This window comes from Ignavibacteriota bacterium (genome assembly GCA_016707525.1).
Classification (GTDB): domain Bacteria; phylum Bacteroidota; class Ignavibacteria; order UBA10030; family UBA6906; genus JAGDMK01.
This window is the reverse complement of the sequence record JADJHP010000008.1, coordinates 295304-322047: the sequence shown is the minus strand read 5'-3', so window position 1 is coordinate 322047 and position 26744 is coordinate 295304. Positions and strand designations below refer to the sequence as shown.

Here is a 26744-nt window from a genome sequence, read left to right as displayed (position 1 = left end):
ACGAGTCGCGCCCGCACCACTATCCCATTCTCCAACTGTTCCACTCCGAACGGAGCATCAGGTGTCGTCCTTCAAAGGATCGTACGCATACTCTGCCGACAGCAAAGGGCGTGTCAACATTCCCGCCCGGCTGCGCAAGTACGTCTCGAGCGAGGCGAATGATACATTCGTCATCACGCGGGGCTTCGAGCAATGCCTGTTCGTGTATCCGCTCGATGAGTGGAACAAACTCGAGGAGAGCATCCGTCAGTTGTCGCCGACGAATGCGCAACACCGTTTCTTCATGCGTGTGCTGCTCGAGCGTGCGACCGAGTCGCAGCTCGACGGCCAGTTCCGCATTTCCATTCCGAAAGAACTCCTTCAGTTCGCAGGGATAGAGAACGAGGTCCTGATCATCGGCGTGCTCGAACACATCGAGATCTGGAACCCGCAGATGTACGAACAGTACCTGAAGACTCAGGCCCAGAGCTACGAGTCCGTCGCACAAACCGTTCTGCAAAAAACATAGCGAGTGAACGGAACGGCCTATCACACCCCGGCCCTGTGCCGGGAAGCAGTTGACCTGCTGATGGCCGATACCGGGGGATCATTTGTCGACGGAACGGTCGGCGGAGGAGGGCACGCGTGGGAGATCTGCTCGCGCCTCCAGGGCCCCGGCCGCCTGCTCTGTCTCGATGCGGACGACGAAGCACTTGCCTCTGCCCGGTCCCGGCTTGCGGGATTCGCGGACCGCACGACGTTCGTCCGGACCAACTTCCGGTTCCTCCGCGCAGCGATGCAGGAAGCGGGGTGGACCGGCGCCAGCGGGATACTCCTGGATCTGGGCATCTCGTCGCATCAGATCGATGCTGTGGAACGCGGGTTCACGTTCCGCGGCGATGAGCGTTTGGATATGCGCATGGACCGGCGTCAGCCGCTCAGCGCATGGGATATCGTGAACACGTACGATGAGCGCAAGCTCGCCGATGTCATCTATCAGTACGGCGAGGAACAGAATGCGCGCCGCATCGCACGGTCGATCGTGGGCCACCGCCCGGTGCATACCACCGGCGAGCTCCGCGATGTGGTGGCGGCGTTCACGCCGGACCGATTTTTGAACAAGTCACTTGCGCGCGTCTTCCAGGCGCTGCGCATCGAAGTGAATGGGGAACTCGACAGCCTCAAGGCTGTCCTCGCAGATGCCCGCGACCTGCTCGCACCGGGTGGCCGGATCGTGGTGATCTCGTACCATTCTCTCGAAGACCGTATCGTGAAGGAATTCTTCCGTGCGGTGTCCACGGTTCCGTTCGACCGTGATGTGCCGGTGATGCCGGGAGAGGAACCCGAACCGGAGTTCCGCCTCATCACCCGTAAACCGGTCGTACCGACAGAGCAGGAGATCAGCGACAATCCGAGGGCACGCAGCGCAAAGATGCGTGCCGCCGAACGACGATATGTGGGAACGCAAGGCATCACATAAGCGGAATGCACCGCCGCCGCCGATGGAACCGACACGGGAGAACCGCTACGTGTACGGCGGTGGGCAGCAGGGCGCCGGCTCCGCGGGGGGGAGCAGCAGCGGCACGGGCACCGGCAATGTGTCCGGCTACGCGGTGCGCCAGAACAAACACGGCGTGCGCAAGCGGATGTCGACGTTCAATTTCATCGTCGGCCTCTTCGCCCTCGGTATCCTGGTCGTCCTCTATATCAATAACACGATCGCGGTGGATGAGCTGACGGGTGAGTGCAACGGACTGCGGCGCAAGAGGCAGCGGCAGCTGGATCTCAATGCTGCGCTGCAGGCCGAAGTGAACAAGAAGTCGTCGCTCGAACGTGTCGGACGCATCGCCGTCGAGAAGCTCGGGATGCAATACCCCCGCGAGCAACCACAGGTGTTCGAAGTACCGTCGGATCTGAAAGACCGCGCCGAGGAAGTGCGTGGGGAGTTCCAGCAGTGATCGGCCAGCCTGCCGGGCCGGCACAGGCCGTTGCGCCGCTCGAGCGGCACCGCCGGCGGACGCTCGGCATCAAGATCGGTCTGCTCCTGCTCTTTGTCATACTTGCCCTGCGCCTGATACAGATCCAGGTGGTCCGGGCGTCGGAGTTCCAGGAGATCGCCCGGAAGCAATACGAAGCACCCATCGTGCTTCCCGCGGCACGCGGAGCCATCATGGACCGCAACGCCAAGGTGTTGGTCTCGAACGCCACGTCCGTGTCGTTCTGCGCCGACCCGAAGGTCGCCGGAAGTGAACGGGATGATATCGCGATCGCCCTTGCGCGGGTGTTCAAGCGGCCGAAGCAGGTGTATCTCGACCTGATGCGCGATCCGCAGAAGCGGTTCGTCGTCCTCGAACGCAATGTCGAGCCCTCGCGTGCAGCGAAGGTGCCGGTCGCCGAACTGCGCGGGCTGATCGTGATGAACGAACCACGGCGCATCTATCATTACGAGCATGTCGCCGGACAGCTCCTGGGTGTGACCGGTGTGGAGCACACGGGGCTCAGCGGACTCGAGATGCAGTACGACCGGTGGCTCCGGGGCGAGCCAGGCAGCGTCATGATGCAGCGCGACGCACTCAACCGCACGCGCGCTTCGGCCGAGTATCCGCGCATCGATCCGAAGGACGGGCTCAATCTCGAACTGACGATCGACGCCGAGTATCAGCAGGTGGCGGAAGAAGAACTCGCCAGGGGCGTGGCGAAGATGCGGGCCGAGGCCGGGCTCGTGGTGATGGTGGACCCGTCCACCGGCGAGATCCTTGCGCTGGCGCATGTGCCGCGTGTGGACCCGAACAATACGGCGACACTCGATCAGGCGACGCTGCGCAACCGATCGATCACCGACATGTTCGAACCGGGCTCCGTCTTCAAGATCGTTACGGCCACCGCCGCCCTCGAGAAGGGTGTCGTGAAGCCGGAGGAACTCTTCAACGGAGAGAAGGGACGGTACAACGCCCCGACCGGTGCCGGACGAACGATCCCGGTGACCGACACGCATCCGCTCGGCACCGTGACGTTCCGCCAGGCCGTGGAGCAGTCCAGCAATGTCGTGATGGCCAAGCTCTCGCCGCGGATCGGCGCACAGACGATGTTCGAGACGGCGCGGCGCTTCGGGTTCGGGACCCTGAGCGGCATCGAACTCCCGGGCGAAACCCCCGGCGCGCTGCCAAGGCCGGTCGATTGGTCCGGTGCAACGCTCCCGACGATGGCCTACGGGTATGGCGTCGGGGTGACGCCGCTGCAATTGGTGATGGCGTATGCAGCCCTCGCCAACAAGGGCGTCCTGATGAAGCCCTTCGTGGTGCGGAAGGTCCCGGATGAGAACGGCGAGATGAATACCATCGTGCAACCATCGGTCGTGCGGCGTGTGATGTCCGAGGAAACGGCCACCCTGCTCACCGGCATGTTTGAAGGGGTGGTACAGAAGGGGACGGCGACGCAGGCGAAAGTGGAAGGATTGCGCATCGCGGGCAAGACCGGCACCGCCCGCAAAGTGGTGAACGGGCGCTACAAGCAGGGCGACTATACGGCATCGTTCGTCGGGTTCTTCCCGGCGGACCATCCGCGGATCGTGTGTCTGGTGATGCTGGACAATCCGCGCGGCGGGTCGTACTTCGGCGGACTCGCAAGCGCTCCGATCTTCAAAGGCATCGCCGAAAAGATCTTCTCGATCGCCGGCAAGTTCCGGGAGATCGCGCCAACCGTGATGGCGAGTGCTACGGGCGTGATCGTGCCCGATGTGCGGAACATGAAGACCGACGACGCGGAAGCGACGCTGGAGGCAGGCGGGCTCGACGCGGATATCGAAGACGATGGCCCCATCGTGATCGGGCAGTCGCCCGCGCCGGGGAGCACCGTCGGGCGCGGAGCAACGGTGACATTGACGACCGTGGTGGGCAGCACGCCGGCCACCGGCGGCTTTGCCCTGGTACCGGATGTGCGCGGATTGACGATCCGCAGGGCCATGAACAGTCTGGCCGTGCAACAACTCGATGTCGTGATCATAGGTTCCGGCTCCGTGGTCGGGCAGACCCCTGCCCCCGGGGAGCGCCTGCGTCGCGGTGCAAGCGTGACGATCCGGTGCGAGGCGCGTCAGGGCGGCACACAGCCTTCATAAAGGAAGTATGGTCCTCACCAAACTCCTTGATGGTGTACGGGTGGCGAAGTTGTTCAGTACCAACTTCGGCGCCATGGCGCAGACGCAGGAGATCCATGTGTCCGCCATCCGGTACGATTCACGGATGGTGAAGCAGAACGATCTGTTCGTTGCGATACCCGGGACGGCGACCAACGGGACGAGGTTCATCAGCGATGCGATCGCCAATGGCGCGAACGTGGTGGTGATGCAGGACGACACCGCGATGCCCGATGCGATGTTCATGCATACCCGGGTCGTGAAGCTGGTGGTGGAGGATGCGCGTGTTGCGCTCGCACAGATGGCGGCGAACTTTCACGGCCAGCCGTCGCAGAAACTCCGCGTGATCGGGGTGACCGGCACCAACGGCAAGACCACCACGACGCACCTGCTGAAAGCGGCGCTCGAGGCGGCCGGCGAAACGGTGGGCATGATCGGCACGATCGCCTACGACCTCGGCAGCGAGGTGGTACCGGCGACGCACACGACACCGGAGTCGGCGGACCTGCAGAAGATGCTCGCGACGATGGTGGAACGCGGTTGCACGTACGCGGTCATGGAAGTGTCATCGCACGCACTCACGATGCGGCGTGTGCACGGGATCAGGTTCGCGGCCGGCGTCTTCACGAATCTCACGCAGGACCATCTGGACTATCATGGTTCGATGGAAGCGTACCGCGATGCGAAGAAGATGCTCTTCACCATGCTGCCGCCCGACGCGGTGGCGGTGATGAACGCGGACGATCCCGCATCGGCGACGCTGGCAGCGGAGACGAAGGCACGTCGCGTGACCTACGGTATGCAGGAAGCCGCGGATGTGACCGCCGCCGATGTGCAGATGACCGTGCGCGGGATGACGTTCTCGATCGTGCGGGGCGGGCAGCAGGTGCCTGTCACCACGCCGCTGACAGGACGGTTCAATGTTGCGAACCTCCTCGCGGCCTATACGACGCTGTGCGAACTCGGCATCGCGCCGGCAATGGCGGCAGAGGGCATCGGTTCGCTGAACGCGGTACGCGGACGGTTCGAACAGATCGCGTCGCCCACCGGGTGGACGGCCATCATCGACTACGCGCACACGCCGGATGCTCTGGAAAATACGCTCACGGCGATCCGCGCACTGCTCCCCCCGAAAGGCCAGCAGCGCATCATCACCGTGTTCGGCTGCGGAGGGAACCGCGACAAGGACAAGCGGCCCAAGATGGGCCGGATCGCATCGTCGCTCAGTACGATCACGATCCTGACGTCGGACAACCCGCGCCAGGAGGACCCGCAGTTGATCCTGAACGCGATCCAGGCGGGCGTGCTGCCGGGGAGCGCGGTGTACATGGAAGCCGACCGCCGGAGGGCCATCATCAAGGGGCTGCTGCTTGCGGAACCGGGCGACGTGGTGCTGATCGCCGGCAAAGGGCATGAGGATTATCAGGTGATCGGGACGGAGAAGACGCATCTCGATGACCGTGAAGAAGTAGAGATGTTCATCAGGAACATGAAATGAAGCTGACACGCACCGACCTGCGGTCTGTACCGCACCGCGCACTGCACGTCCCGCAAGGGCACGAGCGGTGGAGTGCAGTGGGCGTGTCGACGGATTCGCGGACGGTGGCACCCGGACAGCTCTACGTGGCGTTGCGGGGTGACACGTTCGATGGCCACCGGTTCATCGCCGACGTGCTTGCACGCGGCGCGGCAGGCGTGGTCGTGGATGCACAGGGCGCAGCGGATGTCCCGCACGACGCCGTCGCGCTCGTCGTGGAGGATACCTACGTGGCGCTCCGGCAGCTTGCGGCCGTGTACCGTCAGAAATTCACCGGCCCCGTGGTCGCCGTGGGCGGCAGCAACGGCAAGACCACGACCAAGGACATGATCGCGCGCGTGCTGGGGACGACGAAGAACGTCCTCTGCACCGAGGGGAACAACAACAATCATATCGGTGTCCCGCAGACGATCTTCCGGCTCACGAAAGAACATGATGTTGCGGTGGTGGAAGTGGGAACGAATCATCCCGGCGAAGTGGCGATGCTCCGTGATGTGCTGCAACCGACGCACGTCCTCATCACCAACGTCGGCCGCGAGCATCTGGAGTTCTTCGGGACCGTGGAAGGCGTGGCCGCGGAAGAGACATCGCTCTGGGCAAAAGTATCCGGCGGAAAAGAGCCGGTCGCGTTCGTGAACACGGACGACACATTGCTGGCGGGTGCCGCCCGCGGTCGCAAGAAGTGCGTGCGGTATGGGACGCGATCGCGCACGGCAGATGTCCGTGCGTCGCGTATAACACTGACACCCGAAGGCGGGGTGCGGTTCACGCTCGCGGGAAAAGGCATCACGAAACCTGTGGATGTGCGCCTGGGCGTGCCCGGCGAACATGCCGCGGCGAATGCACTCGCGGCGGCGGCGGTCGGACTCGCACTGCGTGTGCCCGTGCAGCGGATCGTGGAAGCGCTGACACAGTTCACCGCGAGCAGCAAGCGCATGGAGGTCGTCCATGCCAACGGCGCGGCGATCCTGAATGATACGTACAACGCCAACCCTGACTCCATGATGGCGGCACTGCGGACGCTGGCCGCGTATCCGTCGAGCGGCAAACGCATCGCCGTGCTGGCGGACATGCTGGAACTGGGTGCTGCGGCAGAGGCCGAGCATGAGAGGATCGGGCAGGCGGTGGCGGCGATGAAGATCGATCATCTGCTGACGTTTGGCCGGCTCGGAGGGCTCATCGCCCGTGCGGCGTCGATCCCCGCGGCGGTACCGTACGATCAGAAGAACATCCTCGCAGAGTATCTCCTCGAACTGCTCACCCCGGGCGATGTGGTGCTGGTGAAGGGATCGCGCGGGATGCGGATGGAGGATGTCGTCATCTTCTTACAAGAACGAGGCGCTGCAGCAGAGCGCCGCAGGAACGAGGTGAACGCGTAACCATGCTGTATATGCTCCTGGAATGGATGGAGCGGGTCTATCACCCGCCGGGATTCGGGATGGTGCGCTATCTGAGCTTTCGCTCGGCCGCGGCCGCGATCACCGCGCTCCTCATCGCGTTCTGGCTCGGGCCGAAGATCATCCGGGCGCTGCGGAAGCATCAGATCGGCGAAGCTGCCAAGGTGGAAGCACCGAAGAACCACCTTGCGAAGGCGGGAACGCCGACGATGGGCGGACTGATCGTGCTGGCGGCGATCCTGATCCCGACGCTGCTCTGGGGGAACCTCACGAACATGTATGTGGTGCTCATCATCTTCGTGACGGTGACGCTGGGTGCGGTCGGGTTCCTGGATGACTATCTGAAAGTGGTGAAGAAGAAGCCCAAGGGGCTCATCGGTCGGTACAAGATCGTCGGGCAGGTATTCGTGGGGCTGGTGGTGGGAGGCGTGATCTACTTCTTCCCGCACTGGATCGACCCGACCCTCGTGCCGCTGAACACGTCCACCACGGTGCCGTTCTTCAAGAACCTTGAACTGAACGTCGGCATCCTGTACATCCCGATGGTCGTGTTCATCATCACGGCCGAATCGAACGGCGTGAACCTGACGGACGGCCTGGACGGACTTGCCATCGGTACGGTGGCGATCGTGGCGCTGACGCTGGGCGTGATGAGCTACATCTCCGGGAATGCGGTGCTCGCGGAGTATCTCACGATCCCGTTCCTCCGCGGCAACGGCGAGCTGGTCGTGTTCTGCGCGGCGATGGCGGGTGCGGCGCTCGGCTTTCTCTGGTTCAACGCCTATCCGGCGCAGGTGTTCATGGGCGACACGGGCTCGCTGGCGCTGGGCGGCGCGATCGGTGCGTTGTGTGTCCTGATCAAGAAGGAACTGCTGCTCCCCACGCTGGGCGGCATCTTCCTCGCGGAGACGCTCTCGGTGATCATCCAGCGCGGCTATTTCAAGTATACCAAACGGAAATACGGCGAAGGGCGGCGCGTGTTCAAGATGGCGCCGCTGCATCATCATTTTGAGCTGCTCGGCTGGCCCGAGCCAAAGATCGTGACACGGTTCTACATTGTCGCCATCCTTCTGATGATCCTGAGCCTGGCGACGTTCAAGGTACGATAGGGACATGAAGCGCGAAGACGTACAGACGAAGCGGTACAGTGTGATCGGTGCGGCACGCAGCGGGCTCGCAGTGGCACGCCTGCTCGCCAGCGCCGGCGCGCGCGTCTTCGTGAGCGAATCCGCTGCACGCCCCGCGGCGGAAGAAGAATTGAAGAAGTTGCAGATCCCGTGCGAATTCGGCGGGCACACCGCGCGCCTCCTGGAAACGGACGTCCTGGTCCTGAGTCCGGGAGTGCCGTCGTCGGCACCCCCTGTACGCGATGCGCTCGCCCACGGGATCGCGGTCGTCAGCGAACTCGAAGCAGCGTCGTGGTTCTCTCCCGGTCCGATCATTGCGATCACCGGGACGAACGGCAAGACCACGACCACCACCCTGGCGGGCCGGATGTTCGAGGACGCGCGCCGGCCGGCAGTGGTCGGCGGCAATATCGGCACGGCATTTTCGGACATCGTGACGGCAATGACCCCGGACCATACGGCGGTGCTCGAAGTGAGCAGTTTCCAATTGGACCACGTGGACTCCTTCCATCCGACGGTGTCCGTGCTGCTCAACATCACACCGGACCATCTGGATCGGTACGAACATTCGATGGACCTCTACATCCGCTCCAAATGCCGGGTGTTCGCGCGGCAGGGTGCGGATGATATGCTCATTTATAATGCCGACGACGAGATCACCAGCACGGCCGTGAAACAGTACGCGCCCGCCGGTGTGACGCTTCTCCCGTTCAGCGCGCATGCGACGCTCAGCAGCGGCGCATGGCTGGCGGACGGGGTGATGACGACGATGATCCATGGCACGCAGACCGCGGTCATCCCGGTGCAGGAGATCAGCATCCGCGGCACGCACAACCTGTACAATGCGATGGCGGCGACGCTGGCGGCGCAGGCAGCGGGCATCAATGCCGGATCGCTCCGTGCGACGATGAAGAATTTCAAGGGCGTGGAGCACCGCCTGGAACACGTGCGGGTGCTGGACGGCGTGGCGTATGTGAACGACTCCAAAGCGACGAACGTCGACTCGGTATGGTATGCCCTGCAGAGCTATGAAGCACCGCTGGTGGTGTTGATCGGCGGGCGCGACAAAGGGAATGACTACAGCCGTTTGAACGATCTCGTGAAGAAGCACTGCCGCGCGGTGATCGCCATCGGCGAATCCGCGGAGAAGGTCGTGGCGGCATTCTCGTCCATCGTGCCGGTGGAGCGAGCCGCCACCATGCCCGATGCGGTACAGAAAGCGCGGGCCCGGGCGGTGAAGGGCGATGTTGTGCTGCTGTCGCCGGCCTGCGCATCGTTCGACTGGTTCGACAACTATGAGCACCGCGGGGAGGTCTTCAAAGAGATCGTCCATGCCCTCTCCGGAGGTGCCGCATGATGATCAGCAAGACACAGAAGAACCACATCGACATCGCCACGCTCGTCGTGGTGCTGATCCTGATGGTCTTCAGTGTCGGCGTGGTGTACAGCGCCAGTTCGAGCTGGGCCCAGCAGCATGTCGGGGCCAGCGGACGGATGCTCGGCAACCACGCGCTCAAGGTGCTGGTCGGGTTCTTCTTCCTGTTCGTGACGATGCAGATCGACTACCGGATACTGAAGAAGGTCTCGAAGTACCTCCTCATCGGCATCGCCGGATTGCTCGTCATCACGCTCGGTGCATCGGTGGTGAAAGGGGCCTCGCGGTGGATCTTCGGCATCCAGCCTTCGGAATTCGCGCGTCTCGCGCTGATCATCCATCTGGCGGCGCTGATCACGAAAAAGAAGGAAAAGGTCCAGGACCTGAAAGAGGGATTCTACCCGCTGATGTTCTGGGTCATGCTGATCACCGGACTGGTGTTCCTGCAGCCGGCATTCAGCACGGGTTCGATGCTCTTCATGGTGAGCATGCTCATGCTGTATGTGGGCGGTGTGCGCGGCAAGCATATCGGCCTGACGCTCGGCGCCGGGATCCCGTTGCTGGCCGGGTACATGATCAGTGCCCCGTACCGTGCGAAGCGCGTGACGGACTACATCGCGAGCGTGCTGTCCGGTAACATGAATATGAACCATCAGGTGTATCAGGGCATCCTCGGGTTCGCCAATGGCGGGATTTTCGGCCTCGGGCCCGGTGGCAGCAAGCAACGCGACCTGTTCCTGCCGGAGCCGTTCGGGGATTTCGTGTTCCCCATCATCGGCGAAGAGTACGGCCTCATCGGCACGGTCCTGGTGCTGCTGATGTTCGTGATCTTCTTCCTGCGCGGACTCGCGATCGCGAAAGCGGCGCGCGACGAGTTTGGCCGGCTCCTTGCGCTCGGGATCACGTTCACGATCACGCTCTATGCCATCATGAACGCCGGCGTGACGCTGGCATTGCTGCCGACGACGGGATTGCCGCTGCCGTTCATCAGCTACGGTGGTTCGTCCATGATCGTCTCATGCATCGCGGTGGGCATATTACTGAATATATCGGCGCAAACGGACATGCATCCGCGTCTGGCCGCCGATGGTGGCGTACGTGCGCAGGCCCCGCAGCAGGGGCCCGCGGTAGGACAGGTGTATTGACCGATGGCAGCACGCATCATGCTGGCCGGCGGCGGGACCGGCGGACATTTGTATCCCGCGATCGCGATCGCGGATGCGGTGCGGTCGATCGACAAGGATGCGGCGGTCCTGTTCATTGGAACAAAGGGAAGGATCGAAGAGCGGGTCGTGCCGGAGCGTGGCTATGACCTCGCACTGATCTGGATCAGCGGCGTGCGGCGCTCGTTCTCGTTCGCCACGGCACTGGTGCCGGTGAAGGTCGTCACCTCGCTCGTGCAGTCGTTCATGCACATCCGCCGGTTCAAACCGGATGTGGTGATCGGGACGGGTGGTTACGTGAGCGGGCCGCCGGTGTATGTGGCGACGCTGCTCGGCATACCAACGGTGTTGCAGGAGCAGAACAGCTATCCGGGCGTGACGACCAGGCTCCTGGCCACGCGCGTGCTCCAGGTGCATGTGATGTTCGAGCGCACGAAGAGATTCCTGAAGCGGCAGGACAACATCCTGATGAGCGGGAACCCGGTGCGCACGACGATCGGCTCGGTGCCGCGGGCGGATGCCGCGGCGAGGCTCGGATTGGATCCGGCGAAGCAGACGTTGCTCGTGACCGGCGGGAGCCAGGGAGCGGCATCGATGAACGCCGCGGTGCTGGAGGTGATGCCGGCGCTGGCGGAAGCGGGTGTGCAGGTGCTCTGGCTGACGGGAGCGAGAGATGCAGAGCATATCAAGGCCGCAATGAAGTCCCTGCCGGCGGCGCCGGCAGGCGTGATCCTTCCGTATCTCGAGCGGATGGAGGATGCATTTGCGGTGGCGGACCTGATGGTGTCGCGGGCGGGTGCAAGCACGCTGGCCGAGATCGCCTGCGCGGGCGTGCCATCGGTGCTGGTGCCGCTGCCGACGGCGGCGGGCGATCATCAGACGGAGAATGCGCGCGCGATGGTGGAAGCGGGTGCAGCGGTGCTGTGCACGGACGCGACCGCACGGACGGCGTTGCGCCCCCTGGTGATGGAATTGTTGAACGATGCAGCACGGCGCACCCGCATGGGCGCGGCCGCGAAGAGCATCGCAAAACCCGATGCAAGTATGACGATCGCCCGGGCGGTCCTGGGCCTTAGACGATAACGCCATGACGGCAGACGAACATGTCTTCAAATATAAGCTCGACTTCTATTACCAGTCGGCCCTGATCTATCTTATCACGCTGATCCTGTACGGCGGGATCCGCGGAAGCTTCGTGGACCAGAAGTTCGAGTATGTGCTGAACGACCCGATCACGTACATCATCATCTTCTTCGTGCTGGTCTCGTTCGTCACTCTCGGGTTGAATATGCTGCGGAACCGGCGGCTGATCATCACACAGGATGCCATCGTCTTCCGTCACCGGTGGCTGGACCGGCGGATCGCCATTGCGGAGATCGAGTGGATGCACATCGGGCGGGAGCTCGGCGTGCGTACGGGAGGGCGGTTCCAGGCGATCGTGTTCAAGATCAAAGGGAAGCGGCGGTTCATCCGCATCCGGGTCGGGCGCTACGAGCGGGAACGCGACCTCCTGCATGAGATGCACGCGATAGCGGCGCGCGTGCCCAAACGCGACAAGCGGGCCTGGCGCAGGCCGCGCATCACGGATCGTTAAGGACAGATCATGTTTCGTTCCATCAAGAAATTGCATTTCGTCGGGATCGGCGGCATCGGCATGAGCGGGATCGCCGAGATCCTCATCGACCAGGGATTCACGATCACCGGGTCCGACCGCGCCGCAAGCGACAATACCGAGCGCCTCGAGCGCATGGGTGCGCATGTGTACATCGGCCACGAAGCGAAGAACGTCGAGCCCGATGTCGACGCCGTCGTGTACTCGTCGGCGGTCAGAACCGATGAGAATCCCGAGACCCTGGAAGCGGCGCAGCGGAAGATCCCGGTCATCCGTCGTGCCGAGATGCTCGCCGAAGTGATGCGCCTCAAGTATGGTATCGGTATTGCCGGTACGCACGGGAAGACAACGACCACATCCATGGTCAGCCTGGTACTCATGGAAGGCGGCGTGGACCCGACGGTGATCGTGGGCGGGCGCCTGCACGGCCTCGCCGGTTCGAATGCGCGTTTGGGCAAAGGCGAGTTCATCGTGGTGGAGGCGGATGAATATGACCGCTCGTTCCTCTCGATCACGCCGACCATCGCCGTGCTGACGACGCTCGAGACGGACCATCTGGATTGCTACCGCGACCTGGAAGATATCAAGGGTGCGTTCATCCAGTTCGCGAACAAGGTGCCGTTCTACGGATTCGTGGTGATGAGCCTGGATGAGCCGGCATTGCAGGACATCATGCCGCGGATCAAGAAGAAGATCATCACGTACGGACTGAATGGCCAGGCCGATCTGCAGGCCGTGGACCTCATCCACAAGCAGAACAAGGTCCGGTTCACGGTGCTGCGCGGCAACACGGAGCTCGGCGAGATCGAGCTGCAGATCCCCGGAAAGCACAATGTACAGAACGCGCTCGCGGCGATCGCCGTCGGACTCGAACTGAACGTGCCGTTCGCCCGGGTGAAGGCGGGGATCGAAAAATTCACCGGCGTCTTCCGGCGCTGGGAAGTGAAGGCCGAGCTGCAGGGACTCACGATCGTGGATGATTATGCGCACCATCCCGACCGAGATCAAGGTGACGCTTGCGGGCGTGAAAGCCGGCTGGCGGCGGCGGGTGATCTGCGTGTTCCAGCCGCATCTCTACTCCCGCACGCGTGATTTCTACGAAGAATTCGGGCGGTCGTTCTTCAATGCGGATATTCTGGTCCTCACGGATGTGTACCCGGCGCGCGAAGAGCCGATCCAGGGCGTGAGCGGCGACATGATCGCGAAAGCAGCACGCGATGTCGGGCACAAGCAGGTCATCTATGAGCCGGACAAGAAGAATGTTCCGGATCTCCTGATGAAGATCAAGCAGGAGGGCGACATCATCATCACCATGGGTGCGGGCGACATCTGGCGTTTCGGGGAGCAGTTCATTGCCCTGCTGAAAGGGAAGGCCTGATCCATGGCGCAGGCACCACAGGGCGTGAGCACAAAGGTCCGGGGCATCGGGAGCATTCTCCTGTTCCTCGGGCTCATCCTGCTCACTGCCACGGTGTCCATCGGTTCGTACGTGTGGAAGTCCGATCTGCCGGCGCGCGTCGCCGCATGCGACGGTAACCTCATCGTCCCGCGTGAAACGATCCTCCGTCAGGCGGCGGTGCCGTTGACCGGGCGGATGATGGATGTCGACCTCGGGGTGATCCGCACGCGCGTGATGAAGAATCCGTACTTCAAGGACGTTTCGGTGCACCGCGATCTGCCGGACCGGATCCTCATCCGCGTCCAGGAGCGTGTGCCGGTCGCGGTGCTGGTTGCGGCAAAGACGATGTACGTGGATTCGGAAGGCGTGATGATGCCGGCCATCCGCTCGGAGCATGCGTTCGACCTGCCGGTGATCACCGGTGCTACCGCGGTGCAGGAATGCCGCCCCGGAAAAAAGGTCGTGCATCCGACGCTGCGTGAAGCGCTGCAGATCGTGCTCGCGTCGCAGAAGCTCGGCAACTCGGTCTCGCGCCGGATCTCCGAGATCCACCTGCAGCCGAATGGAGAATTGGTGTTGTATACCGCAGAATATGGTATCCCGGTGTTGTTCGGCCGGGGGAGCATTGTAGATAAACTGACGCTTCTCGAAGGCTTCTGGACCGGCGTGGTCAGCAGCCGCGGGGGACAATCGTTGCGTGCGGTGGACCTCAGGTTCGCCGACCAGGTTGTTGCACGCTGGGAGCCGTCATCGTCATCAGAATCGCACTGACACCTGTCACGGGAAGGAACGCGTATGGATAACATCATCGTAGGCCTCGATATCGGCACCACCAAGATCTGTGCGGTGGTCGCGGGGACGGATGATAACGGCAAGATCAACATCCTTGGCATCGGGCGGGCGCCGTCGGATGGGATGACGCGCGGTGTGGTGACCCACATCGACCGTACGACCGCCGCCGTATCGCATGCCATCCAGGAAGCGCAGGCCTCCTCCGGCGTCGCGATCCGTTCGGTCATCGTCGGCATCGCAGGCGACCACATCCAGAGCTTCCAGAGCCGTGGCGTGGTCGGCATCAGCGGTCCGGACCATGAGGTGACACGTGCGGACATTGACCGGCTGATCGAAGACACGAAGCGTGTGGCGCTGCCGGCCGACCGGAAGATCATCCATGTGATCCCGCAGGAGTTCATCATCGACGGGCAGGACGGCATCTACGATCCGCTCGGGATGTCGGGCGTGCGCATGGAAGCCAACGTGCACATCATCACCGGGCTCGTGAGCGCCGCGCAGAACATCTACAAATGCGTGCAGCGCGCGGGGCTCGAGATCAGCGACATGGTGCTCGAGCCGCTCGCGTCCAGCTATGCGGTGCTGGACGATGAGGAGAAGGAGGTCGGCATTGCGCTGCTGGACATCGGCGGCGGTACCACGGACCTCGCGGTGTTCGAAGAGCGCACCATCCGTCATACGGCGGTCATCGGTATCGCCGGACGGAAGGTGACGGACGACATCCGGAAGGGCCTCGGCATCCTGAACGAACAGGCCGAACGCCTCAAGAAGGACCACGGATGTGCATATGTGAATGCCGTTGTGGATAACGATCCCCTCGTCCTCCCCGGTGTGGGCGGACGGCCGCCGGTCGAGATCGACAGGCACATCCTTGCACAGATCATCCAACCGCGCATGGAAGAGATCCTCGAGATCGCGGCGCTGGAGATCAAGCGCTCGGGCTACGCGAAGCATCTTGCCGGCGGCGTGGTGCTCACCGGTGGCGGAGCGCTCATCAAGGGGACGGCAGAACTGGCGAAGGAAGTGCTCGGCATGCCGGTGAAGATCGGTATCCCGGCCGGTTTCTCGGGCGGACTCGTCCGCGAGATCGAGAACCCGGCATACGCCACGGCGGTCGGCCTGATCTATCATGGCCTGAAGCATCAAGCGTCGCCGGCAATGGATGGCAGCAACGCTGGCAGCGCATCGTCGCGCAAGGAAAGCAAGTTCACGGGCATCGTGAACAAGGCCCGCGCCTGGTTCGAAGCATTGTAGGAAGAATTCGAGAGAAGTCTGAGAACGTGTCAGTACAGAATAGTCGAGAACCCATAATCACTAAGGAGGTACTCCTGTGATCGAACTGGACAATGGTCCCGATCGTGGTGCTAAAATCCGTGTCGTTGGCGTGGGTGGGGGTGGAGGCAATGCCGTCAACAGCATGATCAAGAAGGGTCTGCACGGCGTGGACTTCTTTGCGGTCAACACCGACGTGCAGGCGCTCCAGCGCAACTCGGCGTCGAACAAGATCCAGATCGGCAAGAACCTGACCCGCGGTCTCGGCGCCGGTGCCGATCCCACGATCGGGTATCGTGCCGTGGAAGAGGACCGCGAAGAGATCGCGCGCGCGCTGACCGGGAGCGACATGGTGTTCGTGACGGCAGGCATGGGCGGCGGTACGGGTACGGGCGGTGCACCGCTCGTGGCCAACATCGCCCGCAGCCTCGGTGCCCTCGTGGTCGGGATCGTCACGCGCCCGTTCCACTGCGAAGGCAAGAAGCGTGCGTCGCATGCCGACCAGGGCCTCGATGAACTGCGCAAGCAGGTCGATACTCTGATCATCATCCCGAATCAGAAGCTGCTGGACATCGTGGAGCGCAACACGCCGCTCACCGAGGCCTTCGATATCGCCAACCAGGTGCTGTATGGCGCCACGCGTGGCATCTCGGAGCTCATCACGGTGCCCGGACTGATCAACGTGGACTTCGCCGATGTGCGCACGGTGATGCGTGAGATGGGTGATGCGGTGATGGGTACGGGCGTCGCCAGCGGCGAACACCGTGCCGTCGAGGCCGCGCACATGGCCATCTCGAGCCCGCTGCTGGAAGATATCTCCATCGCCGGCGCACAGGGTGTGCTCGTGAACATCACCGGCGGCTCGTCCCTGTCCCTTTTCGAGGTTGAGGAAGCCACAAAGATCATCCAGGAAGCATCGGGCGAAGAGGCCAACGTCATCCTTGGCGCCGTGATCGACGACCAGATGACCGACGAGATCATGGTCACCGTGATCGCGACCGGATTCAACCGCCGCGCCACGCCGACCGTCGGCTCGATCCGTCAGCCCAAGCAGGAACCGCGCCTGAACATCGAGAAGATCCCGACCGGCTATCGCGACCTCGTGTCGCTCGACGAGCCCGCATACGTCCGTCATGGCGTGGCCCTCGATACGCCCCAGCAGCGGTCGGCCCAGGCTCCTGTGAAGGAACGCATCGACAAATCGGACCATGAGAAGCCCGCATTCCTCCGGAAGGTGATGGACTGACCGGCAGTCCATCACCCCGCCGGCGCGGGGTGCATCAGGAGGTTGTTTCTTCCTCCCGAGTTTTCTACTTTGACGGTATGCGGACGATGCTCATACTCGGCCTCAGTGCCGTCCTTTGTGCGGGTGTCTGGGCCCAGCCGGAGGCGCCGTCAAGCGCTCTCCGGATCGGGCGGGTGAAGTACGCCGGGGGGGGCGACTGGTACAATGATCCTTCGGCGGAAGTGAATCTGCTGCGGTATGCCCGCACTGCAGCAGGGTTGGATGTCGATCCCGCCTACTCGGCCGTCGAGGCCGGCAGCGAACAGCTTTTCTCCTTCCCGGTGGTCTTCCTCACCGGGCATGGCAACATCGTGTTGTCGGACAGGGATGTCCGCAACCTCCGCACGTATCTGCAGAATGGCGGCTTCCTCTATGCCGATGATGACTACGGCATGGACCGGGCATTCCGCCGGGAGATGAAGAAGGTCTTCCCGGATCAGGAACTCACCGAACTGCCATTCTCCTATGGCCTGTACCACGCGCCGTTCCCCTTCCCCTCGGGCCCTCCCAAGACGCATGCACACGACGACAAACCGCCACGCGGTTACGGCCTCTTTCATAAAGGACGCCTCGTCGTGTACTATACCTTCGAGAGCAATCCGAGCGATGGCTGGGTCGATCCTGAGGTCCACGGCGACCCGGCCGAAAAGCGGGAAGAGGCCCTGCGCTTCGGCACGAACATCCTGGTGTGGGCCCTTTCGAGGTGACGAACATGAGTGAAGCGAGCCATACCGGCATCGGTGAGATCAGCGGGCGCCTGCAGAAGGTGCGCGCGGAAGAGACGCGCGTGCGCCTGCTCCACGGGCTCGTCCAGACCGCCCTCACCATCCTGGCACTGTTCATTCTCCTCCTGGTCATCGAAGCACTCCTGAACGGCTCCGCACAAACGCGTACGGTTCTTGTCGCCGGTGCCACGCTGTGCGCCGCCGCCGCGTTCCTCTTCTTTGCGGGGCGTCCTCTTGCGGAGGTCCTTCATCTTCTCCGGGGCGAGAGCGATGAGCAGACCGCCGGCCGTGTCGGTGCCGCGTTCCCCGACATCAAAGACCGTTTGCTGAATCTCTTTCAGCTCCTCCGCTCGCGGGAAGAATCCAGGAATTACTATTCCCTCGATCTTCTCGATGCATCGTTCGCGGACCTTGCGGATGCGATCCGTGCGCGTGACTTCTCCGTGGTGATCGATCGTGCGTCCCTGCGTACCTCGGCCCGGTTCCTGCCGGTGGCCGTGGCCATGGCTGCGGTCCTGCTCGCCTTGCTCCCGGGAACACTCGGCGGTGCTGCGTACCGTCTGGCGTTCTTCACACGCGAATTCACCCCGCCGCCCCAATACATCATCACCGTAACACCGGGGACCGTCGATGTCGTCAAGGGTGCCACCGTGGAGATCAGCGCGCGCATTCAGGGTGTGCTGCGGCATCCGGTGAGTCTGCTCGTTCGTCCCGAGGGCCAGGCATCGTTCCAGGAGCAACGCATCGACTCTTCCGCTGACGGCGCTTTCCGATTCGCACTCGAGAACGTCAGGTTGTCGACGCACTACGCGGTGAAGGCCGGACCCGTCGAGAGCGAGGAGTATCTTCTCCGGCTCCTCGACCGACCGGTGGTGAACACGCTCCGGCTGCACGTCACGGCACCGGCATATACCGGCATACCCCGGCGGTGGCTGGACGACAACGTCGGTGATCTGGCGGCACTGCCGGGGACGCAGATCCGTTTCGATCTGGAAGCAAGCACGCCCCTCGGTACGGCGGAGCTTGTGTTCGCCGACAGCACGAGGTTGCCGTTGCGTGTGGACGGGAAAGGTGCCGCGGGCACCATGACCCTCAGGAAGCCGGGGACGTACCATGTGCATGTGACCACGCCGCAGGGTGTCGCCAATGCCGACCCGATCGAGTACTCTCTCCGTGTCCTCACGGATGCCTACCCGACGATCGCCATCCTGTCACCAGGTGCGAACCTCGATGTTGCGGGTGATGAAACGTTGCCGTTGTTGTTCCGGCTGACAGATGACTATGGACTGTCGAAGCTGCGGCTAGCGTACAAGCTTGTGCACTCGAGGTATGAACCTGCGGCGGCAGACTTCACGTATGTCGAGATCCCGTTGACCGGAACGGGCCCCGACCGCATCGTGCCGTGGAACTGGCTTCTGAGCACGCTCCGGCTCACCCCTGAGGACGTGATCGAGTATCATGCGGAAGCCTTCGACAACGACATGGTGTCCGGCCCAAAGATGGCGATGAGCGACACCTATACGCTGCGCCTCCCGTCCATCGACGAAGTCTTTGCTGACGTCGACAAGAGCCATGAAGACAGTCACGAGGCATTGAAGGACGCCTTGCGCCAGGCAGAGGAGGCGAAGAAGGACCTGGATGCACTCGCCCGGGACCTGAAGAAGCCGCAGGAGCGGCTCTCGTGGGAGGACAAGAAGAAGGCCGAAGAGATCGCGCGGAAGTATGAAGAGGTCCAGAAGAAGCTGGAGGAGGTGCAGCGGACGATGGACCAGATGATGAACGAGATGCAGAAGAACAACACCGTATCGCGCGAGACCCTGGAGAAGTACCAGGAGCTGCAGCAGATGATGGAGCAGATGAACTCGCCGGAATTCGCTGAGGCGATGAAGAAGATGCAGGAGGCGATGCAGCAGATGACGCCCGATGCGATGAAGCAGGCGATGCAGAAGTTCTCGTTCAACGAGGAGCAGTTCCGGAAGAGCATCGAACGCACCATGAACCTGCTCAAACGCATCCAGATCGAACAGAAGATGGGGGAGGCGGTGAAGCGGGCGGAGGCGATGCAGAAGGCACAGGAGGACCTGCAGAAGCAGACCGCGGAGCAGAAGCAGGACCAGGCGCAGAACGCCGCGGAAGCGGCGAAGAGGCAGGAGGACCTGGCGAAGCAGTATGAGAAGATGCGGGAAGAGCTGAAGGAGCTGCAGAAGAAGATGGAGGAGTTCCCTTCGGAGATGCCGCTGGAAGAGATGCAGAAGATGCAGGAAGCGATGGACCGCAACAACCTGGAGAAGACGCTGGAGCAGAGCGCGCAGTCGCTGCGCCAGCAGCAGATGCAGCAGGCGATGCAGCAACAGCAGCAGGCCGCGCAGATGATGGGTCAGATGTCGCAGGATCTCAAGCAGATGCAGCAGCAGATGGCGCAGAACCAGCAGAAGCAGATCGTGCAGGAGATGCGCCGTGCGGCGAAGGACCTGCTGGAGCTCTCGCGGCGTCAGGAGGGGTTGAAGAACGCCTCGCGCGGACTCGATCCGGGCTCGCAGCAGTTCCGGGAGAACGCGCAGCAGCAGGCGGAGCTCATGAGCGACCTCAGCAATGTCACCAGCCGGCTGTCGGGACTCTCGCAGAAGACGTTCAGCATTTCGCCGGAGATGGGGAAGTCCATCGGCGAGGCGATCCGGAAGATGAGCGATGCCATGCAGTCGCTGGACCAGCGGAACGGCCAGGGGGCGTCGCAGCAACAGGGTGCCGCGATGGGGGCGCTCAACGAGACCGCGCAGCAGCTTCAATCGGCCGCGCAGGGGATGTCGCAGGGTGGTGGCCAGGGGATGGGCATGGCAGGATTCATGCAACGGTTGCAGCAGATGGGCGGACAGCAGCAGGGGATCAACGATCAGACGAAGGGGCTGACGCCGCAGCAGGCAGGAGAGATGGGGCGGCTTGCGGCGGAGCAGGGGGCCGTCCGGAAATCCCTCGAGGAGCTCGCGCGGGAAGCCGCACGTTCCGGCGAGATGAGCAAGATGCTCGGCGACCTCCAGCGCGTGGCGCGCGACATGCGCGAGGTGCAGACCGATCTGGCGGCAGGGAGCGTGGACCGGGAGACGGTGAACAAGCAGGACCGCATTCTCTCGCGGTTGTTGGATGCGCAGCGGTCGATGCGTGAACGGGATTTTGAGAAGCGGCGCAAAGCGGAGAGCGGCACAGCGAAGGCGCGCCAGAGCCCTCCGGCGGTCGACCTGACCACGGTGGAGGGGCGGAACCGGCTGCAGCGCGACCTTCTGCGGGCGATGGAGGAAGGATATGCCCGCGACTATGAGGAACTGATCAAGAAGTATTTCGAGGCATTGCAGGAATGACCCCATCCGCATTCGCAGGGATGATCGCCGATGCGTATCCCTCCTTCCGTCTTCACCATATGTTCCCAGGCAACAGTCAGTACGAACCGGTCCGGCAGGAGCTGAAGGAGCTGGTCGCCCGCAGCGGCGGCCTGTTCACGATGGAGGATGCGGGTACATCCGTGGAGGGGCGCATGCTTTCGATGGTGCGCACAGGGACAGGTCCACGGCGGGTGATGCTCTGGTCGCAGATGCACGGGGATGAACCAACGGCGACGCTGGCGTTGCTGGACATCATGAACGGTATGATCGGGTGGAGATCCGAACCGTGGTGTGCGACGATGCTGCAGGACATCTCGATCGTGATCCTTCCCCTGCTCAATCCTGATGGGGCCGAACGGCGCATGCGGCTCAATGCTGCGGGGATCAACATCAACAGAGATGCGCTTGCACTTGCGTCGCCGGAAGCACAGGTCCTGCATGCCGTGCATGAACAGTTCCGGCCCGATTTTGGGTTCAATCTGCACGACCAGGAACTGAGTTCGGTGGGCGATGCGCCGGTTGCCACGGCACTGGCGCTTCTTGCACCGCCGCCGACCGCGGACAGGCAGACGACGAGCACGCGGTTGCGTGCGATCCGTCTTGCTGCGCATATCGCGCGCACGGTCGGGCCACATGCCGAAGGCAACATCACGCGGTACGATGACGCCTTCGAACCGCGCGCGTTCGGCGATTGGTTCCAGGCGGCGGGCACGAGTACGGTCCTGATCGAGTCCGGGCACCGGGTCCATGATCCGGAGAAGGCCTTCAGCAGGAAGCTCAACGTGCTCGGGATCCTGTCGGCGCTCCGCGCCATCGGCAACCATAGTTACGTGGACACGGAGCTTGACCACTACCACCGGCTTCCCCTGAATGGCAAGAGGGTCTTTGACCTCCTCCTCCGCGGTGTGGAGCTCCAGCATCAGGGAATGTGGAGTCGGGTGGTGGATGTCGGCCTTGCGTTCCAGAAGGACCATGCAAACGTCCTCATCAAGGAGATCGGCGACCTGCACACCCATGGTGGACTCGAGACCATCGAGGTCGCCCGCCGCGCCGTGTCCACCGAGCACCTGCGCGTGAACAGCACTCTTCCGACAAAAGAGCTGTTCGATCTGCTGCAAATGTACGCGAATTTCCCGCCCGTCGCGTTTCGCCCTTGACACTCTGGAGGGAATCTCGTACCATTTTTTCTACACTTTGTCTGTTCTTTCCCCCATAGTGCATTGTCGATGAAAGCCGTCGGAAAAACGCCCAAACAGCACGAGTTTGAAACAGAGGCCCTGCCGCATGCGGACCTGCTGTACAACTATGCGCTGCGTATGACGAACAACGCGGCCGATGCGGATGACCTCGTCCAGGAGACCTTCCTCAAGGCCTTCCGGTTCTGGGACAAGTACGAGAAGGGAACGAATATCCGGGCGTGGCTGTTCCGGATCATGAAAAATTCATACATCAACCGGTACCGGCGCGAAGCGAAGGAGCCCGACACGGTTGATTATGAAGAGATCCAGAATTTTTACAACACGATCCGCGACGAGAGATCCGATTCGCATGACACACCCGAATCGGCGTTCGGGCAACTGCTGGACGATGACCTTGCCGGTGCGATATCCGCGCTCCCCGAGGATTTCCGGACGGTGGTGATCCTGTGCGACATCGAAGGGCTTACCTACGAGGAGATCGCGGAGTTCCTCGATTGTCCGCTGGGCACCGTGCGGTCGCGCCTGCACCGCGGACGCAGTCTCCTGCGGGCGCGGCTTACAAAGTACGCGAAGGACCGTGGGTACGCCGTGGAAGGGTAGTGGGCGGATCGTGTGATCGGGCACCATTTGATGATCGGGATTACGCGCGGTGAACTGCACAGAGTTCGACGAACAGATCACCCCCGCGGCCGATGAGCGGCTGCGGGCGGAAGAGGCGATCGCCTTCAACGATCACGCCAACGTCTGTCCGGGTTGCCGCCGCGCGTACGAAGCAGAACTCTTCACCAGGAACTTCATCAGGCAACGGATGCGTATGGTGCACACCCCCGGCACCGTTGCTGCTGCGATCGTGGACCGGCTCGCGTCCGAACGGACGGCAGGCCCCCCCGCGGTCTTCCGGCGCTGGTCCCCCTCCGTCTACCGCTCCGTCGTTGCTGCCGCAGCCATCATTGCTGCCGTGTACCTCCTCTCCGCACCCCGCTTTGCTGACGATGCCATGTTCCCGTCTATCAACGAGGATGTGTTCGCGCAATCCATCGTGACGTATGCTGGCGTGATGGGGGGACAGATGAAGCCGGATGTCGAGTCGGCGCGTCCCGATGTACTCCAGGCGTTCTTCTCCGGCAAGACCTCGTTCCCCGTCCGTGTACACACAGTACGCGATTTCACTCCCATCGGCGCCATGTTGCATCAGCGCGGCGGTGTGCCGCTGGCTCAGGTGCTGTACAACGGCGCGGGTACGACCGTGTATATGTATCAGACATGCTGGCAGACGGTGCAGGATGGACGGAAGCTCCAGCTTCCCGCGCACATCCTTTCGACGCTCCGTAACGGGATGACGTATGTGGAGGAGAATGCGGATGGCCAGACGATGGTGCTCTGGACCGAGGGGCGGACATTGTGCGGTGCCGTTGCGGATATGCATAAGCAGGACCTTCTCGCCCATCTGGATGTTGCTCCTGTCTCCGCCGTTCAGTGATCCTGTTGTGACACCCCCTCTCTGAAGGTCCTCCTTCCGGGGATCATCCAGAAATTGCACTTTGTCCCACTGATGACTACCTTGCGTGGGGGTAGAGAATCGTTGTCAGGGCACATCCAGATCGGCGCGAACCCGCACTTCCGCGCGAGGATATCGTCATGCAGTCCCCCCAAGATACCGTTCCTTCCGTCCCTTCGGCAGAAGAGCATGCCCGCCTGACAGATACGCGCTCACGCCACGCCGAATCGCTCCTCCGCCTTTCCCGCCGTTTTGAATCGGCGCAAACGTATCCCGAAGTGCTTGAAGCCGCCCGCGAAGAGGTCCGGTCCGCCATCGGCTATACCAATCTCTGGGTGTATCTGATCTCGGACGACCGCAAGTACGCGTACGCCCTCGTGGGTGGCGGGCCGGTGTCGGGCGACGACTGGATGAAGAGCGAGATGGGCCGGTTGACGATCGAAGGCGATGCGATGCTGGAGGAAATAGCGCGTGCCACGCATCCCGTCGTGGTAGAGGATGCGCGGACGGATCCCCGAACCGACAAGAAGGTGGTTGCCGCCCTCGGGAACCGCACGATCATCAATGTGCCCATCATCTTCTCAGAGCAGATACTCGGTACCGTGGGGACGGGGACGTTCGGCGACGAAGGTGTCCGGGCACCCTCGCCCGTGGAACTTGAGTTTCTCCAGTCACTTGCCAGCCACATGGCAGTCTCGCTGGACCGGATCCGCCTGCTCGACCGCCATCGACAGACCGAGCGGGCGCTCCGCCGGCTCAACAGGGAACTCCGCGCGATCTCGGGATGCAATCAGGCGCTCCTCAGAGCGACCGATGAGCAGGAACTCCTGAATGATATCTGCCGGATCATCCGTGATGAGGCAGGATACACGCTGGTGTGGGTTGGCCTTGCTGATCCGAACAAAAGGGATGCGTTGATCCCGGTTGCATGGTCAGGCGAGAGCGAGGAACTCGTTGAGACCGCGCGCACCCGTTGGTCCGATCTGGCCGGACAGGGTCTCGGCCTTTCGGCATCCGTGCTCAGGAGCGGAGAGATCGCGATCGTTCCTGATATCGCCACGGACGAACGGATGGAGTCGTCGCGTGATGATGCCCTGGCCGTCGGCCTGCGGTCCGGGATCGCGATACCATTGAAAGCGAGTGACAACAAAGTGTTCGGGTGCCTGACCGCGTATGCTACAGAGGCCCGCGTGGTCTCTCCGTCAGATCGGATCCTGCTGGAGGGGCTGACAGAGGACCTCGCCTTCGGGATCTCCGTCCTGCGGAACCGGAAGGCGCTCGAACAGGCCGAGCGGGAACAGGCGACCCATCTCTGGTTCCTGGGGAGCCTTGACCGTGTCAACAGGGCCATCCAGGGTGCCGGCGACCTCGACCAGATGATGCGTGACGTGCTGGATGTGCTGATCACGGTCTTTGGGTGTGACCGTGCATGGATGGTCTATCCGTGCGACCCCGATGCAAAGGAATGGCAGACGCCGATGGAACGCACACGGCCCGAGTATCCGGGCGTTCTTCCTCTCGGTGTGAACCTGCCGCTCGATCCCGAGGGGTCCGTGCTGTTCGGGTTGCTCCGGGCATCCGATGGGCCTCTGCAATTCGGCCCCGGACAGGAGCACACAGTCCCCCCTCCGATGGCGAAGGCCTTCGGTGTCCGCTCTCTGGTCGCGATGGCCCTCGATCCCCGTATCGGTGCCCGATGGGCGTTCGGCCTGCATCAATGTTCTCATGAGAGGGTGTGGTCAGACAACGAGATGCGTCTCTTCCAGGAGATCGGCCGGCGGTTGACGGACGCCCTGACGACATTGTTGACGCTGCGCGATCTGCAACGGAGCGGCGAGCAGTACCGGTCACTCGCCGAGGGTTCTCCCGACAACATCATCCGCTATGATGTCGAAGGGCGGATCACGTATCTGAACGAGAATGTGGACCGGAGTCTCGGGTATCCCATGCGTTCATTTCTCGGCATGATACCGCCGGTTGACCCGGCCAGAGAAGAGCAGGTGCGATCCATTGCCTTGATCCGCCAGGTGTGTGAGACCGGCCAACCAGCGGATATCGAAGTCGAGATCATCGATTCCGCCGGGGAGAAGCGCACCCATCATGTCCTCTGCGTTCCCGAGTTTGGCCGCGAAGGAACGATCACGGGGGTGCTTGCATTCGGCCGCGACATCACGGAACGGAAGCGTGATGAAGAAGCGCTGAAGCGTTCGCTGACCGAAAAGGAAGTTCTCCTGAAAGAGATCCACCATCGCGTGAAGAACAACCTGCAGATCATCACGAGCCTGCTGAACCTGCAGGCGCGCGACCTCGGCCCGGGCCCGGCGCGGGCAGCGCTGCAGGAATCACAGGCGCGGGTCCGTTCGATGGCATTGGTGCACGAGACGTTCTACCGTGCATCGGATTTTGCGCATGTCGACCTCCACGTGTACAGCGACACGCTTACCACTCGCATCGCCCAGGCCTCGATCCGTCCCGGCATCACCGTGCACGCGTCCGGCAGCTCCGCCCTTGTGGGCATCGATACGGCGGTTCCTGTCGGGCTGATCCTCAATGAACTTGTGACGAATGCCCTCAAGCACGGCTTCGAAGGGCGCACCGAAGGACACGTCCATGTGGACGTGCGGCGCCGTGATGAGAAGACCGTTGAGCTGACCGTTGAAGACGATGGTATCGGCCTTCCGGCCGGGACGGACGTCCGTGCTATATCATCGATGGGGATGACGCTCGTTGTCGGGCTCGTCGAACAGCTCATGGGGACCATGGCGATCGATCGGAACAACGGCACGAAGTTCACGATCGCCTTTCCTGCCTGATCGCGGCCACCCCGGGGAAACGGGAGACGGGCGAAGGGCCCGTCTGTCATCTCCTTCCTGCCAGT

Annotated in this window: 20 protein-coding genes and 1 pseudogene; all 21 read left to right on the top strand. The window is 62.6% G+C overall.

What is annotated here, in order from left to right; genetic code table 11:
* Window positions 1-61: 61 nt before the first annotated feature.
* The 21 genes and pseudogenes from mraZ (at window position 62) to IPI01_14330 (ending at window position 26679) form a co-directional block, all read left to right on the top strand.
* Complete coding sequence (gene mraZ, locus IPI01_14430) at window positions 62-508, top strand: division/cell wall cluster transcriptional repressor MraZ (protein MBK7258965.1); 447 nt, start codon at window positions 62-64, stop codon at window positions 506-508.
* 60 nt (window positions 509-568) lie between these two features.
* A complete protein-coding gene (gene rsmH, locus IPI01_14425) occupies window positions 569-1459 on the top strand; it encodes a 16S rRNA (cytosine(1402)-N(4))-methyltransferase RsmH (protein ID MBK7258964.1) in 891 nt (296 codons plus the stop codon).
* 22 nt (window positions 1460-1481) lie between these two features.
* On the top strand, window positions 1482-1937 hold the full coding sequence (locus tag IPI01_14420; GenBank protein MBK7258963.1) for a hypothetical protein: 456 nt from the start codon (window positions 1482-1484) through the stop codon (window positions 1935-1937).
* A complete protein-coding gene (locus tag IPI01_14415; GenBank protein ID MBK7258962.1) occupies window positions 1934-4093 on the top strand; it encodes a PASTA domain-containing protein in 2160 nt (719 codons plus the stop codon). Before IPI01_14420 ends, IPI01_14415 begins: the two co-directional genes overlap by 4 nt.
* A gap of 73 nt (window positions 4094-4166) precedes the next feature.
* Window positions 4167-5609, top strand: coding sequence for a UDP-N-acetylmuramoyl-L-alanyl-D-glutamate--2,6-diaminopimelate ligase (locus tag IPI01_14410; GenBank protein ID MBK7258961.1), 1443 nt, complete (start codon window positions 4167-4169; stop codon window positions 5607-5609).
* A complete protein-coding gene (locus IPI01_14405) occupies window positions 5606-7027 on the top strand; it encodes a UDP-N-acetylmuramoyl-tripeptide--D-alanyl-D-alanine ligase (GenBank protein MBK7258960.1) in 1422 nt (473 codons plus the stop codon). Before IPI01_14410 ends, IPI01_14405 begins: the two co-directional genes overlap by 4 nt.
* Before the next feature lie 2 nt (window positions 7028-7029).
* Window positions 7030-8154, top strand: coding sequence for a phospho-N-acetylmuramoyl-pentapeptide-transferase (locus IPI01_14400; protein ID MBK7258959.1), 1125 nt, complete (start codon window positions 7030-7032; stop codon window positions 8152-8154).
* Window positions 8155-8158: 4 nt separating this feature from the next.
* Window positions 8159-9529: a UDP-N-acetylmuramoyl-L-alanine--D-glutamate ligase gene (murD, locus tag IPI01_14395; GenBank protein MBK7258958.1), complete on the top strand. Its 1371-nt coding sequence runs from the start codon at window positions 8159-8161 to the stop codon at window positions 9527-9529.
* Window positions 9526-10692 carry a cell division protein FtsW gene (locus IPI01_14390; protein ID MBK7258957.1) on the top strand — a complete coding sequence of 389 codons (1167 nt, stop codon included), beginning with the start codon at window positions 9526-9528 and terminating at the stop codon, window positions 10690-10692. The genes murD and IPI01_14390 overlap by 4 nt, the downstream gene beginning before the upstream one ends.
* A gap of 3 nt (window positions 10693-10695) precedes the next feature.
* Window positions 10696-11793 carry an undecaprenyldiphospho-muramoylpentapeptide beta-N-acetylglucosaminyltransferase gene (gene murG / locus IPI01_14385; GenBank protein MBK7258956.1) on the top strand — a complete coding sequence of 366 codons (1098 nt, stop codon included), beginning with the start codon at window positions 10696-10698 and terminating at the stop codon, window positions 11791-11793.
* Between the two features lie 4 nt (window positions 11794-11797).
* Complete coding sequence (locus tag IPI01_14380; GenBank protein MBK7258955.1) at window positions 11798-12304, top strand: hypothetical protein; 507 nt, start codon at window positions 11798-11800, stop codon at window positions 12302-12304.
* Window positions 12305-12313: 9 nt separating this feature from the next.
* A pseudogene (locus IPI01_14375) lies at window positions 12314-13700 on the top strand (UDP-N-acetylmuramate--L-alanine ligase).
* Between the two features lie 3 nt (window positions 13701-13703).
* Entirely contained in the window at window positions 13704-14492 is a 789-nt protein-coding gene (locus IPI01_14370; GenBank protein MBK7258954.1) for an FtsQ-type POTRA domain-containing protein, read from the top strand.
* A 24-nt stretch (window positions 14493-14516) separates the two neighbouring features.
* On the top strand, window positions 14517-15767 hold the full coding sequence (gene ftsA, locus IPI01_14365; GenBank protein ID MBK7258953.1) for a cell division protein FtsA: 1251 nt from the start codon (window positions 14517-14519) through the stop codon (window positions 15765-15767).
* A gap of 76 nt (window positions 15768-15843) precedes the next feature.
* Entirely contained in the window at window positions 15844-17031 is a 1188-nt protein-coding gene (ftsZ, locus tag IPI01_14360) for a cell division protein FtsZ (GenBank protein MBK7258952.1), read from the top strand.
* 77 nt (window positions 17032-17108) lie between these two features.
* The gene (locus IPI01_14355) at window positions 17109-17777 is read left to right on the top strand and encodes a DUF4159 domain-containing protein (GenBank protein MBK7258951.1); all 669 of its coding nucleotides are present in this window, start codon (window positions 17109-17111) and stop codon (window positions 17775-17777) included.
* Window positions 17778-17782: 5 nt separating this feature from the next.
* The gene (locus IPI01_14350; GenBank protein ID MBK7258950.1) at window positions 17783-21148 is read left to right on the top strand and encodes a hypothetical protein; all 3366 of its coding nucleotides are present in this window, start codon (window positions 17783-17785) and stop codon (window positions 21146-21148) included.
* Window positions 21145-22326: a peptidase M14 gene (locus IPI01_14345; protein MBK7258949.1), complete on the top strand. Its 1182-nt coding sequence runs from the start codon at window positions 21145-21147 to the stop codon at window positions 22324-22326. The genes IPI01_14350 and IPI01_14345 overlap by 4 nt, the downstream gene beginning before the upstream one ends.
* A 69-nt stretch (window positions 22327-22395) precedes the next feature.
* Window positions 22396-22968, top strand: a complete 573-nt coding sequence (locus tag IPI01_14340; GenBank protein ID MBK7258948.1) for a sigma-70 family RNA polymerase sigma factor — start codon at window positions 22396-22398, stop codon at window positions 22966-22968.
* Between the two features lie 49 nt (window positions 22969-23017).
* On the top strand, window positions 23018-23848 hold the full coding sequence (locus IPI01_14335) for a hypothetical protein (GenBank protein MBK7258947.1): 831 nt from the start codon (window positions 23018-23020) through the stop codon (window positions 23846-23848).
* Between the two features lie 158 nt (window positions 23849-24006).
* A complete protein-coding gene (locus IPI01_14330; protein MBK7258946.1) occupies window positions 24007-26679 on the top strand; it encodes a GAF domain-containing protein in 2673 nt (890 codons plus the stop codon).
* The last annotated feature ends 65 nt before the right edge of the window (window positions 26680-26744 follow it).